This is a genomic window from Chryseobacterium sp. Y16C, assembly GCF_022488405.1.
GTDB classification, from domain to species: Bacteria; Bacteroidota; Bacteroidia; order Flavobacteriales; family Weeksellaceae; genus Chryseobacterium; species Chryseobacterium geocarposphaerae.
Map to the genome: position 1 here is coordinate 2786855 of NZ_CP092711.1, position 15528 is coordinate 2802382.

At 35.1% G+C, this 15528-nt stretch carries 15 protein-coding genes and 3 tRNA genes; 11 read left to right on the forward strand and 7 right to left on the reverse strand.

The genetic code is table 11. From position 1 onward, the window contains the following. Nucleotides 1-3: 3 nt before the first annotated feature. Nucleotides 4-768 (forward strand): TrmH family RNA methyltransferase, encoded by a 765-nt coding sequence (locus tag MKS83_RS12465; RefSeq protein WP_100377216.1) that lies wholly within the window; start codon nucleotides 4-6, stop codon nucleotides 766-768. Nucleotides 769-846: 78 nt separating this feature from the next. Here the strand turns inward: MKS83_RS12465 and MKS83_RS12470 are convergent, their stop codons facing one another. After that, a complete protein-coding gene (locus MKS83_RS12470) occupies nucleotides 847-1089 on the reverse strand; it encodes a hypothetical protein (RefSeq protein ID WP_240579952.1) in 243 nt (80 codons plus the stop codon). 183 nt (nucleotides 1090-1272) lie between these two features. Here MKS83_RS12470 and MKS83_RS12475 point away from each other — a divergent pair, with 183 nt between their 5' ends. Continuing rightward, nucleotides 1273-2436, forward strand: a complete 1164-nt coding sequence (locus tag MKS83_RS12475; RefSeq protein ID WP_240579953.1) for a hypothetical protein — start codon at nucleotides 1273-1275, stop codon at nucleotides 2434-2436. Then, nucleotides 2420-3004: a hypothetical protein gene (locus MKS83_RS12480; RefSeq protein WP_100377219.1), complete on the forward strand. Its 585-nt coding sequence runs from the start codon at nucleotides 2420-2422 to the stop codon at nucleotides 3002-3004. Before MKS83_RS12475 ends, MKS83_RS12480 begins: the two co-directional genes overlap by 17 nt. On the opposite strand, the gene MKS83_RS12485 is transcribed toward MKS83_RS12480, so the two are convergent. Then, a complete protein-coding gene (locus MKS83_RS12485; protein ID WP_240579954.1) occupies nucleotides 2953-3498 on the reverse strand; it encodes a 5-formyltetrahydrofolate cyclo-ligase in 546 nt (181 codons plus the stop codon). The genes MKS83_RS12480 and MKS83_RS12485 overlap by 52 nt on opposite strands. A 35-nt stretch (nucleotides 3499-3533) precedes the next feature. Then, the gene (locus MKS83_RS12490) at nucleotides 3534-4910 is read right to left on the reverse strand and encodes a rhodanese-related sulfurtransferase (protein WP_240579955.1); all 1377 of its coding nucleotides are present in this window, start codon (nucleotides 4908-4910) and stop codon (nucleotides 3534-3536) included. Between the two features lie 383 nt (nucleotides 4911-5293). Between MKS83_RS12490 and MKS83_RS12495 the strand changes: the two genes are divergently transcribed. Further along, nucleotides 5294-6817, forward strand: a complete 1524-nt coding sequence (locus MKS83_RS12495; protein ID WP_240579956.1) for a trypsin-like peptidase domain-containing protein — start codon at nucleotides 5294-5296, stop codon at nucleotides 6815-6817. 60 nt (nucleotides 6818-6877) lie between these two features. Here the strand turns inward: MKS83_RS12495 and MKS83_RS12500 are convergent, their stop codons facing one another. The 3 genes from MKS83_RS12500 to MKS83_RS12510 form a co-directional block, all read right to left on the reverse strand. After that, on the reverse strand, nucleotides 6878-7330 hold the full coding sequence (locus MKS83_RS12500) for a hypothetical protein (RefSeq protein WP_100377223.1): 453 nt from the start codon (nucleotides 7328-7330) through the stop codon (nucleotides 6878-6880). Nucleotides 7331-7340: 10 nt separating this feature from the next. After that, on the reverse strand, nucleotides 7341-7721 hold the full coding sequence (locus MKS83_RS12505; RefSeq protein ID WP_240579957.1) for a RidA family protein: 381 nt from the start codon (nucleotides 7719-7721) through the stop codon (nucleotides 7341-7343). A 67-nt stretch (nucleotides 7722-7788) separates the two neighbouring features. Beyond that, nucleotides 7789-10377 (reverse strand): putative LPS assembly protein LptD, encoded by a 2589-nt coding sequence (locus tag MKS83_RS12510; RefSeq protein WP_240579958.1) that lies wholly within the window; start codon nucleotides 10375-10377, stop codon nucleotides 7789-7791. 53 nt (nucleotides 10378-10430) lie between these two features. On the opposite strand from MKS83_RS12510, the gene MKS83_RS12515 reads away from it, so the two are divergent. The 7 genes from MKS83_RS12515 (at nucleotide 10431) to MKS83_RS12545 (ending at nucleotide 14525) form a co-directional block, all read left to right on the forward strand. After that, a complete protein-coding gene (locus MKS83_RS12515) occupies nucleotides 10431-11723 on the forward strand; it encodes an N-acetylmuramoyl-L-alanine amidase (RefSeq protein ID WP_240579959.1) in 1293 nt (430 codons plus the stop codon). A 58-nt stretch (nucleotides 11724-11781) separates the two neighbouring features. After that, nucleotides 11782-11853: transfer RNA gene (locus MKS83_RS12520), tRNA-Glu, on the forward strand. Nucleotides 11854-11978: 125 nt separating this feature from the next. Continuing rightward, a complete protein-coding gene (gene rpsT, locus MKS83_RS12525) occupies nucleotides 11979-12233 on the forward strand; it encodes a 30S ribosomal protein S20 (protein WP_100377227.1) in 255 nt (84 codons plus the stop codon). Nucleotides 12234-12244: 11 nt separating this feature from the next. Continuing rightward, nucleotides 12245-12316, forward strand: a tRNA-Glu gene (locus MKS83_RS12530). A gap of 91 nt (nucleotides 12317-12407) precedes the next feature. Continuing rightward, nucleotides 12408-12479, forward strand: a tRNA-Glu gene (locus tag MKS83_RS12535). A 143-nt stretch (nucleotides 12480-12622) separates the two neighbouring features. After that, nucleotides 12623-13276, forward strand: coding sequence for a FadR/GntR family transcriptional regulator (locus tag MKS83_RS12540; RefSeq protein WP_240579960.1), 654 nt, complete (start codon nucleotides 12623-12625; stop codon nucleotides 13274-13276). Nucleotides 13277-13328: 52 nt separating this feature from the next. Beyond that, nucleotides 13329-14525 carry an MFS transporter gene (locus MKS83_RS12545; RefSeq protein WP_240579961.1) on the forward strand — a complete coding sequence of 399 codons (1197 nt, stop codon included), beginning with the start codon at nucleotides 13329-13331 and terminating at the stop codon, nucleotides 14523-14525. 60 nt (nucleotides 14526-14585) lie between these two features. Here MKS83_RS12545 and MKS83_RS12550 read toward each other — a convergent pair whose 3' ends face one another. Beyond that, entirely contained in the window at nucleotides 14586-15527 is a 942-nt protein-coding gene (locus tag MKS83_RS12550) for a transporter (protein ID WP_240579962.1), read from the reverse strand. Nucleotide 15528 lies beyond the last annotated feature (1 nt).

Sequence of the window (15528 nt, forward strand, 5' to 3'; positions counted from 1 at the left end):
AATATGATAGAAAGCTTTCAAAACGAAAAAATAAAAAATCTTACAAAACTTATCACTGACAATCGTCACAGAAAGAAATCGAATGTTTTTGTCGTAGAAGGTGATCAGGAAAACGAAAGAGCTCAGAAGTATGATTTCGAGCCTGTAGAGTTCTATATCTGTGAAAGTATCTTCAAAGGCAAAACTCCCCTGGGAAAAATTCATTTGGTAAGTGAAAAAGTCTATGAAAAAATAGCATACAGGGGAAGCTCTGAAGGAATTATAGGTATTTATAAAACCAAAAATGAGAATCTGCAAGCATTTAAACCCAAAGAAAATTCAACCATAATTATCGTAGAAGGAATAGAAAAACCCGGAAATTTAGGAGCCATATTAAGAAGCTGTGAAGCATTTGGAATAGACGCTCTTATTGTTTCTGATGGGAAAACCGATTTTTATAATCCTAACGTTATTCGTTCAAGTGTAGGCTGTTTGTTCGGCATGAATGTATTTCAGTCGGAAAATCAGGAAACACTGGATTTCCTGAAAAAAAATCAATTCAACATTTATACAACCATTATGGACGAAACCGCCGAAAATTTACCTCAAAGAGATTTCACACAGAAGTCTGCTATTGTTTTCGGAACTGAACATTCAGGGTTAAGTGATTTCTGGCTGAATAAAGGGCAAAATACCCTTATTCCAATGAGCGGAAGTATTGACTCTTTAAATCTGAGCAATGCCGTAGCAATTACCTGTTATGAAGCATTGAGACAAAAGATGATCTAAAGATTATCTTTTTAATTTAAGACATAAAAAAACCGCTTCAAAAATGAGGCGGTTCTTTTATTGTAAGATAAGTTAGAATTATTTCTTAACTTCTTCTTTTTTAACTTCAGTAGTTGTAGTAGTCTTAACTGCTGTAGTATCAGCTTTAGCAGCTGTAGAATCAGTAGTAGGAGCAACTGCTGTAGAATCTGTAGTAGGAGCAACTGCAGTAGAATCTGTAGTTACAGCTGTAGAATCTGTAGTAGTAGTTGTAGCTTCACCTTTTTTACAAGCAACCAAAGAAATAGCAGCGATAGCAGCTACGAATAATGACTTTTTCATAATAAATTAAATTTAATTTTGTTAATATTGTTTTATAAAACTCTTTTCTGTTCTGTTATTTGAACGAGACAAAGGTAGAGCAGTTAGAAAATTTGTGTATGAAAAATAATTGTAATACTTTTGTAAAACAATTTTACAAATAAACACAACTGAATTTCAACAACTTAATCATTTAAACTAAAATTGACAGATTTAGATCTATTGCATTTTGAGCAGCTAAAAAAGGACGTACAGGCTCAATATTTGGAACAACACACCCCTTCTTTTGAGGATATTTCAAAATGGAAGGGTATTGATATCATCTATTTCCAGGAAGATCTTCGTAAAAAAGCAAAAGGCAACATCAGCGAAAAGTCTTTTTATACCTACTTCAAAACTTCACCGGTCACCAAACTTCCACGAATTGATATGCTCAATTTACTGAGTGTTTATACGGGTTACGAATCCTGGTATGATTTTAAAAAGCAACACCTTTTTGCCGGAGAATTACTTACAGATGATGAGAAATTAACCGAAGAGGAAGCTAAAGAATTAGAAAAAACAGTATCCGCGTCCATAAATTTACCGAAAACCGAAAACCTGACGGAGAAAACAGAGTTTACCCCTCAGGAAAACACCATTTTACAAAAAAACAATACTGAAAATCAAACAATTAATAAAAACACTCAGAAATCTAATATTGCTGATTCTGAGACTCAGAAACCTAAGAAAAACTTCTTCAAAAAGAATGCTTGGGCCATCATTACTTCAATTTTGATTCTTATTACAGGATTACTTGGATTCAAGGATGTCATTTTTCAAAAAACTTACACCTATTGTTTTACGGATGCAGACCGCGCCGTTTCGGTGATGAATACGATTGAGATAAAGGTTATCAAAGAAAATGAATCTCCTATTCTTTATAAAATTAAACCCGGTGAATGTTTTCGTTATTCTACTAAAGATAAGAACCTAAAGCTCCAGATAAGTGCACCTTTTTATGAAGATCTTGAAATAAACAGGAGTCTTGAAAATGCACCTGAAGAGGAAATGATTGAATTAAAACCTGATGATTATAAAATGGCTGTCAATTATTTCTCAATAAAAGACGCCAACGGGAATCCTGAACTACTGAAACAGAAACGTAAACAACTGGATAATCTGATCAGTGACAACGCTATCATCTATCAGGTTTACGACAACGCCACCTATGGTATCGAAACTTTAGACAAACAAAAATATATTACTCTGGTAACCACCCCTACGACTTCTCTTAAAAACCTAAGCGTTATTGAGATGAAAAGAGAAAAAGGAAAAATAGTATCTATTAAATTTAAAATTGCTAATACAGATGAAAATAATAAATAATCTTTTAGTCTTGGCAGTAATGCTTTTCGGTTTAGCATCATGTAACAAAAAAAGCGCTGAAGTAAGCGATTTAGATAAATTAAGAAACAGCAACAACAAAAAAACTTATCCTGCTGTACAAATGGACAGCGCACAGGCGATTAACTTCATTACCAAACAAAAAGTCCAGGAATTACTGGATCTTTCGACACTTTATCTCTCAGGAAACAAAGACACGGAAATTGATACTGTTATCTATTCTCAAATGCAAAGCTACTTCAATAAACCGGACAGTCTTACGTTCAAAAGATTATTCCGTGAACTTGACAGCTTAAAAGTCAAAACAGTAAAAGTAAACAATCTGGAAGTATATAAAGATGTTCATAAAAAAGACACCTTAGATTTCGCAAAATTCAGTGTTGAATATTTTGATAACAAAAATAAATCTATCGGGGTTTTTGAGAAAAACGCACAATATATCTTACAGTCTGCACCCGTAAAGTTTAAAAAAGAATTTAAGTTTTATTTCTTAAATTTCTATTCTAAACCTTTACCAAAAGACAGTACATCAGTCGGAGTTACCAAGTAGTCGAGCGGAATATCATTTTCCCAGACATCATCGATATTTTCATCGGGGTTAAAGTAATTAACTCCGATTTTTTTTACGTCTTCGGAAATATTTTCAAAAAAGTTATCATAAAAACCTTTTCCATACCCCACTCTATTTCCTTTTGTATCACAATATAAAAGCGGAGTAATTACATAATGAAAGAAAGCCTCCCCCGAATCTTCATTGGAAACAGGTTCAGGAATTCCCCAATGGCTGTTTTCAAAGATGGTATCTTCAAAAATTTCAATATGAATTAATTGATCAGCAACAACCTTAGGTACAAAGACACGAATATTCTGTTTTAAAAAGTAATCAATGAATATTTGCGTATTAATTTCTTTTTTTTCTAAAATAGGAATAAAGAGATGCACTTTTTCTCCTTTTTCAGGCTTAAAATAACCAATGAAATTTTCAAAAATCTTTTTAGATAACAAGAAAGCCTCATCAGTTGACAAGGCTTTTCTTTTTTGCATATATTTTTTTCTAAGCTCAGCTTTTAACATAATGGTTATGCATTTTCAGACGGCTGCGTAATTTTATATAATTTATCAGACAAACGAACTCTGAAAGGAAGCTCAAAAGTAATCTGATCTCCTGCTTTTGCAGAATCACTAAAGTCACCGTTTACAAAAATCTGAGTAATGGTAATTTCCTGATCACCCGTTGTTGGTCCGGAAATTAAAACTTTATCTCCTACAGAAAGTTCTTTATTCTCAATTAAAAACTGTGCAATTTTTGATTTTGAATAATAATGTTCAGCTTTTCCGATTAAAGTCTTTTTAACTTTTATTTTCTGACGGATATCTTTTGTTTCAGGTTTTGCTTTTGCTAAGGTTTGGGTTGATAAATCTCCTGAATTTTTAAATTTCAAAGCTTCAGATTTTCCTTTTCTGAACACTTTGTTACCAACCTGTAATCCTTTTCTTAATTTGACCTGTTCTTCCCAAGGTAAGTGAATCGTCTCAAGACATTCGGTAGAACAAGTATTTTCCATCGCCGCTTTACACTCATCACATTGAATAAATAATAAATGACAGGCGTCGTTGGCACAATTGGTATGGTTATCACAAGGCTTTCCGCATTGATGACACTGAGCGATAATATCATCTGTAATTCTTTCTCCCAAACGGTGGTCGAATACAAAGTTTTTACCAATAAACTTACTTTCAATTCCCTCTTCTTTTATCTGACGGGTGTATTCAATAATTCCGCCTTCCAACTGGAAAACATTTTTAAAGCCCTGATGTTTGAAATAAGCACTCGCTTTTTCACAACGGATTCCCCCGGTACAATACATCAACAGGTTTTTATCTTCCTTAAAATCCTGTAGCTGATCATTAATAATCGGTAAACTTTCTCTGAAGTTCTCTACATCCGGAGTGATAGCCCCTTCGAAATGCCCCACTTCACTTTCATAGTGATTTCTGAAATCCACTACAATCGTGTTCGGGTCTTCCAGCATCTCGTTAAATTCACGGGCTTTTAAGTGAACTCCCTTATTGGTAACATCGAAAGTTTCATCATTCAGACCATCTGCAACGATCTTGTTTCTAACTTTGATGGTTAGTTTTAAAAAGGAATGATTATCCTGCTCCACTGCTACATTCAATCGAATGCCTTTCATAAAGTCATATGCTTCCAGCGTATCACGAAATGCTTCAAAATTGTCCGCAGGAACGCTCATCTGAGCATTAATTCCTTCATGAGCAACATAAATACGTCCCAATGCATCAAGCGCATTCCAGGCTATAAATAAATCGTCGCGAAATTTTTTTGGATCTTCAATTTTGGCATACGCATAGAAAGACAATGTAAGACGTTCCTTACCAGCTTCATCAATTAGTTGAGCTCTTTCTTCTGCGCTTAAGGTGTTGTACAGTTGCATGCTATAAACGTTTTAAGTGAGAAAAATTTTTGCAAAGGTAATCATTTAATTTTAACTGAATCCTGATTGACAAGTGATTAATATCAATAGTATAAGTAGGCTGCTTATTACCCTTTTGGAATGAAATTTATAGTTTAAAATACAGAATTTAACTTTTATAGCTGTCTGTTAATCTTACACTATGTCATATTGTCATTTAATAAAATTTTAAGATTAGTTAATAGTGACAAATAATTACCACATAACATCTAAAATAATGTTATTGTAGTTAAATTTTAGTTAAAAGTGAAACATTTAATACCGATTGCATACCTATTTAGCATTAAATTTGTTTACAATAAAACGAAAAGATAAATAACATAAATAATTAAGAAAGATATACAATGAAGAGTACTTTAAAAAAACTATTACCATTTGCAGTAGTAGGCGTTATGTCCGGAGCTACTACCGTTGGAGCATTGCAATATTTTAATCATGATTCCAACAACGGAGACCAATCATATTTTACAAAATCAGCGTCAAATGTTTCTTTTGCAGGAATGAATTCTGCAGCCGTAGGTGAAGATTTTGTGAAAGCAGCGAAAACAACAGTTCCTGCAGTAGTTACCATTAAAAACTATCAATCAAGATCAACGAGCAGAGCTTCAGAACAAGATCTTTTTGATTTTTTCTTTGGTCCACAAAACGGAAGAGGTCAGCAAAGACAGCAACAACAGGCTCCTGACAATATGCCATCGGGAATGGGATCAGGAGTAATCATTTCGCCGGATGGTTATATTATTTCAAACAACCACGTTGTAGCCGGAGCGAATAAGCTTGAAGTGGTTTTGAGCAATAAAAAATCTTATATAGCAACCTTGGTAGGAACCGATCCGAATACGGACATTTCTCTATTAAAAATTGAAGAAAAGGGATTACCTTATTTAAATTTTGCAAATTCGGACAATATTGATGTTGGGCAATGGGTACTCGCTGTAGGAAACCCGCTTGGATTAAATTCTACAGTTACCGCAGGTATTGTTTCTGCTAAGGGAAGAGGGATCGGGATCTTAAGTTCACAAGGAAAAGCAGCCAACCCTATTGAAAGCTTTATTCAGACGGATGCGGCAATTAATCCAGGAAACTCCGGAGGAGCTTTGGTAAATACGAATGGAGACCTGATCGGTATTAACTCAGCGATTCAGTCTACAACAGGTTATTATCAGGGATACGGATTTGCTGTTCCTTCAAACCTGGCCAGAAAAATCGTTGAAGACATTAAAAAATTCGGTATTGTACAAAGAGGATTCCTTGGAGTAACAACGATAGACCTTTCAAATGATCAATTAGTTGCGGCTTACAATAAAGATCAAAAGACTAATATAAAAGCCGGATCTGGAATGTATGTTACCGGTTTCGGTGAAAATAGCGGTGCCGAAGATGCAGGTATCAAAAAAGGAGATATTATCACTAAAATAGACTCTTATGCTATTACAGACTTTGCCGATCTTTCTGCTGCCATCGGAAGCAAAAGACCTGGAGATAAAGTACAGGTTACTTATCTAAGAAATGGCAAAGAAAATGTAACAACAGCTACCCTTAGAGATCAAAAAGGAGGAACTTCTACAAGAACCAAGGCCGATCTTAGTGTTACAGAAAGAATCGGAGCAGAATTCAAGCCTTTGGATGAGAGATTTAAAACTGATTACGGATTAAACAGCGGAGTTATCGCGACCAATGTAACAGAAGGAGGCGAAATTGCCAAAATCGGAATTGTAGACAATTATATTGTAATCGAAGTGAACGGAAAACCGGTAAATTCACAGAAAGATGTTGAGAAAATCCTTGATAAATATTCAGGAAATGTACAGGTGAAATTTGTGGATGCTTACGGGCAGATCTACACAAGAGGTTTCAAAATGCCTTAATTAAAAGCTAAACTTAAACTTCATACAAAAAACGCTGCAGATTGCAGCGTTTTTTATTATTTATGATTTATTCATTTTCTCAGCGATTCTTTTTTTCTTACTACGTTCATACAGCACTTCAACAATTTTTCCTCCGATCCAGGAAAATGGAAAAAAGGTAAGGAAAATAGAGATCTTATAAAATGTAGGATGATATGGAAAAATGATAACATCCAACATTGCTATAAACAGCATGATGAAACCAATAAGAATAGCATAAGCCACTTTAGCATATTTAACGATAATTGCCGTTGCCACTCCTCCTACTGTAGTTCCTAAGCCGGAAATAAACAAAAGGAATCCGAAGAAAGCTTTATCATTCTGCATGCTCTGAAGAAATCTTTGCCAATGCTCAAACGGAGCAAAAGCTTCAAAAGTAACCCATTGTGGAAACACTCTTATCCCAAGAGTAATAATAAGCCCCGCAATACCGAGCCCTACAATAACCGCCAATGTATTTCTTAAAAAGTTCATGAATTACTGCTTAATCCTGATGTGCAATCATAGAAATTTCGATATCAACATTCTTTGGCAGACAAGAAACCTGAACCGTCTCACGGGCAGGATAGCTATCAGCATCTAAATAAGAAGCATAAATATCATTCATTACTGCAAAATCATCCATATTTTTAAGGAAGATTGTTGCCTTTACAACGTTTTTAAATGTCATTCCAGCCTCTGTAAGAATAGCTTCAAGGTTTTTCATTACCTGGTGCGTTTCTTTTTCAATTCCTTCCACCAATTTACCAGTTGCAGGATCTACAGGAATCTGTCCGGAAATATACAAAACTCCGTTTGCCAAATTAGCTTGTGAATAAGGTCCGATAGCTGCAGGTGCATTAACTGTGTTGATTATTTTTTTCATTAGAATTTATTTTGGATGCAAATATAAAATTTATATTCCATTTCTTTCCTCCAATATCACTTCTATCTTAGAAAGGTGCATTTGGCTGCGTAAAGCTTCTGTCTTTATACTTCAATGCGTCACTTAAAATGTTCGCTTTTATCCCGATAAAGAAGTCGTATACCTTATAGCGTCCAAAAGGAACCCAGTTAAAATTGATGGTAAAACTTCTCTGATCCCTTGAAAAACCAATACGCGTTAAAGCCAAATCTTTCGTCACCAAATCATAATGCGTACTTCCGGTAATATTCCAATACGGTGTTAATTTAATGCTTCCATCCAGCCCCAGAGAAGCCATTCTGTTAGGAGTTCTGGACAAACCTTTTGAATATTGGTAGTTTGTACTGATATTCAGTGTCCAGGCCTGATCAAAATGAGCATAATTATCGTCATCAAAATAATAAACTTCATTTCGGATATCTCCTTTTGCAGGATATTTTTTAGGATAGTCTACTTTTTCACCAAAAATTTCACTGCTTAAAGGATAAGACATCTGCACATTAAAGCCCTGTAAACTAAAATGACCAAAGTCTTCGGTTCTTATCCCGGTTTCTGCTCCCGGTTCAAATATAATTCTATAGGGGTCTAATGATAAACTTGTATTTACAGTAAGCTTGTTATTGAAAAAAGACGATTGCCCGTTGATTGTCATTATAGACCAAGGATGATCTTTTGCCGCAAAATTATAATTCCCGGCAAGGCTTAGTGATTCAAAGATTTTTACTTTTTTCAATCCGGTGGAATCACTTTTTGATTTTACTTTCATTTCAATATTGTTTCCAATATTAAAATTAAGCGCTCCTACCATTCCTGTAGTTGGAGATCCTATAATTCCGTTATTTTCAAAAATAGAATAAGGTGTAAGCGCCCCATTTGCCGTATAATAATTTTTATAGTACCCGAATTTTGTATCTCCAAAATCAGGGGAATAAGTAAACCCAATGCTTGGTGTCACCACGTGTCTGATGGCTTCAATAGTCGATCCTTTTTTAAAGTTTGCCTGACCGTACAATGTGGTCTGAATACTTGCAGTGGTAGAAAAAGTGGAATATCCTGCAATTTTATTATTCATTTTATTTACCACTTCCATTTCAACAGGATCATAATACTTCGTTAATGTTTTAGTGGTTAAAGCATTGTCAATATTCGCCCCTAAACTAAAAGTAAAATATTTTGCAACTGTAGTATTTGTTCCCAGTGTAATATTATTCTTTATTCCGGTCTGCATTTTATCCCACATTGCTTTTTTAAACAATTCTCCGCTATTGGTCTGAACATAATTATTAAGATTCAAACTTGTATTCACGGTAATATTTTCAAGAAGTCCGCTTCTTGTTCCTGTTTTTGACTTGAACAGATAAAATTGGTTTACTGCCACATTCATCTGAGGAAGTCTCAAATCTGAAAGCCCGGTTGCGAAGTTCTGTGAGTAAGAGGCAGTTCCTGTAATTGTAATAGGCAATGTTAGGAACCTTTTGGTAAGCGTTAATGTAGAGTTCTGTTGTGTCTGCAACACACTCTGATCCAAAATATAACTATTGTTTACCGTATTATTATAGAATGTCTGGCTGGTTGCATTAACAGAAGCAGAGAATGTTAAAAACGGATTAGCTTTTGTATCCTGTGTATGAGTCCATGCAATCCTATAAGTTCCTGTTTCGGTATAATTTTCAAGTCCTTTTATTCCTCTAATAGTCTTTCCTATGTCCGCCGAAAAGCTACCAGAATATCTGTATTTTTTTAAATAATGCATTTCGGGACGTAAGTTCCAGCTTCCTTTTGTATAAATATCTGCTAGAACTTTGAGGTCAAAATGTTCACCAATAGGCTGATAATACCCGATCCCATTTAAAAAGAATCCTACATCCTGTCGCTCTCCAAAACTTGGAATTAGAATTCCGGCAGCTCTTTTAGAGGAAAAAGGAAGGATTGCAAAAGGCATGATGAGTGGAGTCGGAATCTCCTCAATATACATCCTGATGGGGCCTGTTACAATCTGGGAATTGTTTTTTGTCTTAATTAATTTAATATTGGAAGCCCTCATTTTATAATCGGGCAAAGTATCTTTCTTTTGAATAAAATAAGTATCCGTAGTGTAATCACCGTTCTTCATTGCAAATACAGTATCACTGTATTTCTTTGTTTTCTGTGCTATGATAACCCCTTCACTTTCTTCCGTTCGTGCATTATACGCAATAGCCTGCCTGGTTTTGGTATTATAGCTGAATTCTGTTGTCTCATACTTTTTACCCCCCTGATTGGTGATTACATTTTCTATAATCTTTCCGGAAGCATCCTGTTTTCCTCTTGCATAAATCAAGCTTCTGTCGTGATCTATCGAGATATAATCAGCATCTATCTGCATATCCTGGTATTTCACCTGGGCATTTTTCAACAGATACGTCATTTTCTTCTGAACATCATTTCGCTCTTCATCAGCTTTTGTTCTCAGAACATCTTCTAAAGATTCTTTTTTTACAGCAATGGTATCCTTTTGGATAATAGTATCATTAACCGCACTTTTAGGCAATTTTTCAGGCGTTTTCTGTGCTAAAAAATTGTTAAAAATTAGGATAATTAAAATTTGTAATATATTTTTGGAGACGGTTTTGGCCAATTTTATGTTATATAATTAAGGTCCAAAATTAATATAATTTTTAAAACTGTAAGATGTACAAACAAAATTTTAAAATAATTTTATCATTTCTTGCGATACTCCTTTTCAACTTTTCCTTTGCTCAAAAAAAATTCACCGTAGTCTTAGACGCAGGTCATGGCGGAGGAGATATAGGAGCCAACAGAAACTACTCTGATATAGGGCTTGTACAAGAAAAAGACGTTACACTCGGCATCGTTCTTAAACTGGGAGCCATGCTCGAAAAAAATAAAGACTTTAAAGTCATATACACCCGTAAGATTGACGAATATCCTTCTTTAACGGACAGAACCAATATCGCCAACAGAAGTAAAGCGGATTTATTTATTTCCGTACACGTCAACTCTTCTCCGAGTAAAACAGCTACCGCAAGAGGGACCGAAACCTTTGTACAGGGACCTGCCCAAAACAGAGAAAACCTGGAGGTAGCAAAACAGGAAAATAATGTGATTTACCTTGATGAAAAAGATAAAGAAACATTCTCCTCTTATGATCCCTCTTCACCAGAATCATTGATTGCCTTAAAATTACAGCAGAGCAAATATCTTGAAAACAGTCTTATTTTAGGAACCTTTGTGGAAGATAATTTTGCTAAAACGGGAAGATTTTCCCGTGGAGTAAAACAGGAAAACCTCCACATCTTAAGAAGAAGCGCCATGCCTTCTATTTTAATTGAAACCGGTTTTGTCAACAATTATGATGATGCAGCCTTTCTAAATTCCGAACAAGGACGACAAGAGACTGCTGAAAATATTTATAAAGCTATTATTGATTATAAAAAGGCGGTAGACCGAAAAACTTCTTCAGGTACCATTGTGAAAAAACCTGAGCCGGAAAAACCTGCCGAAGTTGCTTTGAAAAACGATTTCAGAATACTTCTAATCACCTCATCTGTAAAATATAATGACGGAGACCCTGCTTTAAAAGGACTTAATTATATTCTGACCATAAAAGAAGGAGGAGTCTACAAATATTACTACAGTGTTACGAATATGGCCTCAACAAGAGATATCAATCTTAGAACCGCAAAAGATGCAGGATTTAAAAACGCATATGCAGTCGGGTTTATGCCTAACCAGAAATTGAGTACCGGGTATTATACAATTGAATTATATGCAGGTCCGGATAAACTGAGCAGCAACTCTTTCATTCTTCAGTCCCTTAAAGATGTAGACAGAACCAAAACGAATGGAACCTTCTACTACACCTATGGAAAGGCAGATTCTTTAGAAGGAGCAATAGACCTCCAAAAAGATCTTGAGAAGAAGGGAATTAAAAATACTGTTATTCAGAAAGTTTACAAATAGGTCAAAAAATAATTTTGAAGTTTAAAAGTTTATTTATACTTTTGCAACCTCAAAATTTGGCCTATTCGTCTAGTGGTTAGGACTCAAGATTTTCATTCTTGCAACAGGGGTTCGATTCCCCTATAGGCTACAAATAAAAGATAATATTAACTCGCGAGAGGATAAATTAAAAAAACCAAAATTTTTAAAATTTTTAAAAAATAAATTTGGTAGATAAAAAAAAAGTTTATACTTTTGCACTCACATTTGAACGATATGGCAAATCATAAATCAGCATTAAAGAGAATTAGACAGAACGAAGCAAGAAAACTTCGTAACAGATACTACCACAAGACTGCTAGAACAGCAATGAAAGTATTGAGAAATGAAGAGGACAAAGCTGCTGCTGCAGAACAATTGCCAAAGGTTATCTCTTTGTTGGATAAATTAGCTAAGAAAAACATTATCCACAAAAACAAAGCAGCTAACTTGAAAAGCAAATTAACTAAGCACGTTAATAAACTAGCTTAATAAGTATAGTTGGCCCGTTCGTCTATCGGTTAGGACCTCAGATTTTCATTCTGGTAAGAGGGGTTCGATTCCCCTACGGGCTACAAAATTTAATTACTACTCTAACCTGGTAATTAAATAAGAGTTGCAACTTATAAAAACAAAAAGCTAACCCTGCATTTGCAGAAACTAGATGGCCCGTTCGTCTATCGGTTAGGACCTCAGATTTTCATTCTGGTAAGAGGGGTTCGATTCCCCTACGGGCTACTTAAAAGAGATTCATTTTTGAATCTCTTTTTTATTTACCAATTTTATCTTTTTAATTATTGAAAATAATATCATTTTATTTCTGATAAAGTAAATTTAAATGTATATCTTTGTAATTCATCAGATGATATGATGTGTAAAATATGCAGATCCAAAGAAAAACATTAGCCCAGGAAGTAGCAGACCGATTGATTGAAGGAATCGTCAGCAATGAGTATGCTGTTGGTGAGAAACTGCCTACCGAGCCTGAACTTATGAAAATCTACGGAGTGGGAAGATCAAGCATTCGAGAAGCCATCAAAATACTTTCGATTAAAGGAGTATTGGATGTACAGCAGGGAGTGGGAACTTTTGTCATTTCCAATACCATTCATGAATCCTTGGAATCTCAGATGGATAAGGCGCAGATTGAAGATGTACAGGAGGTACGCTCTTTACTGGATGCTAAAATTGCAGCCAAGGCAGCATTATATCGTGATGAAGAACAGTTGGAAAAAATCAAATTCTATCTGAATCAAAGAAATGCATTGGCAGAAGAAAAAAAAGCACTGGAATGTTATCAGGCAGATACCAATTTCCACATTGCAATTGCTGAAGCCTGTGGAAACAGTCTTTTAAAGGAAATTTATAAAATAACAAGTTCCCATATTTTAAGATCTTTTGAAATTAGGCATAATGACACATCCTCTTTTATTATTTCCCAAGCTATTCATGAACGTCTTTATTTAGCTATAGAAACTCAAAATGCAGAGGAAGCAGCATTTATTGCTCAACAAATCGTTGATCGGATTTATTAAAAATTAAACTTTTAACAAAATTCATCAGATGACCAGATGAATTAAAATTATTATGGAAAATATCACAACAAAAAACATCGACCCCAACAAAATTGTCTATCCGATTTTATTTATGATCAGTTTCTCTCATTTTTTAAATGATCTGATCCAATCTACCATTCCTTCACTCTATCCCATCGTGAAAGGTGAATTTAATTTATCTTTTGCCCAGATTGGAATCATCACACTGGTATTTCAACTTACAGCTTCCATTTTACAACCGTTCGTCGGAATTTATACCGATAAAAAGCCTAATCCAAGATCTCTGGCTATCGGAATGGGATTATCAATGGCAGGTTTATTATTGTTGGCAGCAGCTCATCAGTATTATGTGATCCTGATCGCGGTCGGGTTAATCGGAATGGGATCATCCGTTTTTCACCCTGAAGCTTCAAGAGTAGCTCAATTAGCTTCCGGAGGACAGAAAGGTTTGGCACAATCTATCTTTCAGGTTGGCGGAAATTCGGGGAGTGCTATTGGGCCTCTATTGGTTGCATTGATTATCCTTCCGTTAGGTAAAGGCTATGTAGGTCTTTTTGCTATTGCAGCGTTTATCGGAATCATTGTTCTATGGAGAATCGGAAACTGGTATGCAGAAAGATTGAGTTTTAAAAAGTCATCCAAGCATCCAAACGATATTATCCATATCAATCTTTCCCGTAAAAAAATTATTTTTTCAATTACCATCTTATTAGCGCTGGTATTTTCTAAATACATTTATCTGGCGTCGATGACCAATTATTTTACATTCTTCCTGATTGATAAATTTCATATTTCTGTAAAGGACTCTCAGTTGTATTTATTCATGTTTCTCGCAGCAGTTGCTGTAGGCACTATTTTAGGAGGAAAATTAGGAGATAAATACGGAAGAAAGAAAATTATTTGGATATCAATTTTGGGAGCGGCTCCGTTTACGCTTTGCCTGCCTTATCTTTCCTTATTCTGGACCATCGCTTTTGCCGTTATCATCGGATTAATTATTGCTTCTGCATTTTCTGCAATCTTGGTATTTGCGACGGATCTTTTGCCTAATAAAATAGGACTGGTTGCAGGATTGTTCTTTGGATTTATGTTTGGAATGGGCGGAATCGGTTCGGCTGTATTGGGAGCAGTTGCAGACGATACCAGTATTGAATATGTATTTAAAATCTGCGCATTTTTACCATTAATGGGAATCATCACCGCATTTCTGCCTAATCTAAAAAAATAAAAAAACCTCCACCTTTTTCGGTGGAGGTTAACAACAAGTGTTTCTTTTAAAATATTTCAGTTAAATCCCGAAATTCAGGAAAATACTGAAACGGGATTTAGCTTCAATATCACCTCCCGCCAAATGTGAATAGGCAGGAAGCATCAGCTCACTTCCCAGACTGAATTTTTTATAGGATGCCTCAAACCCCAATTTCCCATACAGGGCACTTCCCGCTGTATTGGGCAAAACCTCATCAAACTGCTTATTACAGCCATACACTTCACCCTGTAGACCTACTTTTCCGGAGAAGATCATTGTATCGTTCCCTAAAAGCTGATAAAAGCCTGTTGCCGCATAATTCCACTGGCTTCCGAAGCGGTAATATTTTTTATTTTCAGTTTTTACCGTGTAATCCGTATTCAACAAAACAGCGACTTTATTTTTCTGAAATTTATAGTTCAGCACCATCTGATAATCCCAGCTTCCTGTTCCTAACTGAAAGCTTGGATTGACACCTGTAATACCCTTTTCATCAAATTTCCCCAGCGGAAGTTTCAATCCAAATCCTCCATTCAGCTGATGGATATTATCTTTTGAATTCAAAAACTGATAAATTCCCATCAGGTTCAAATCTCCGATTCCATTGATATTGATATCTCCCTGCATAGTTTTCTTTTCATGGAAATGAAATGGTAAACTTGCATACACACTTAGTTTTTTCGTCAAAGGAATTTTACCCCAAAGCTGTATAGTATTAAAATACTGATCCTGAATTAAGTCCTTTACAAATAGGTTTTCCCTCGCTTTATAATGCTGGGCAAAATATTTAATCCCGATAAACTGAGGATTCAGTAAAGATTCAAAACCGGAAGAGCCGTTTCCTGCGGCACATCCGCAAGCATCACAATCATCTAAAACAACCGAATTAAAATACTTGGGAATAAAAAGGCTATCATGGATTGTTTTAGCCTGAAATCCATTCAACAAAATCAGACCTATGATTAAAAAAATCTTCTTCATT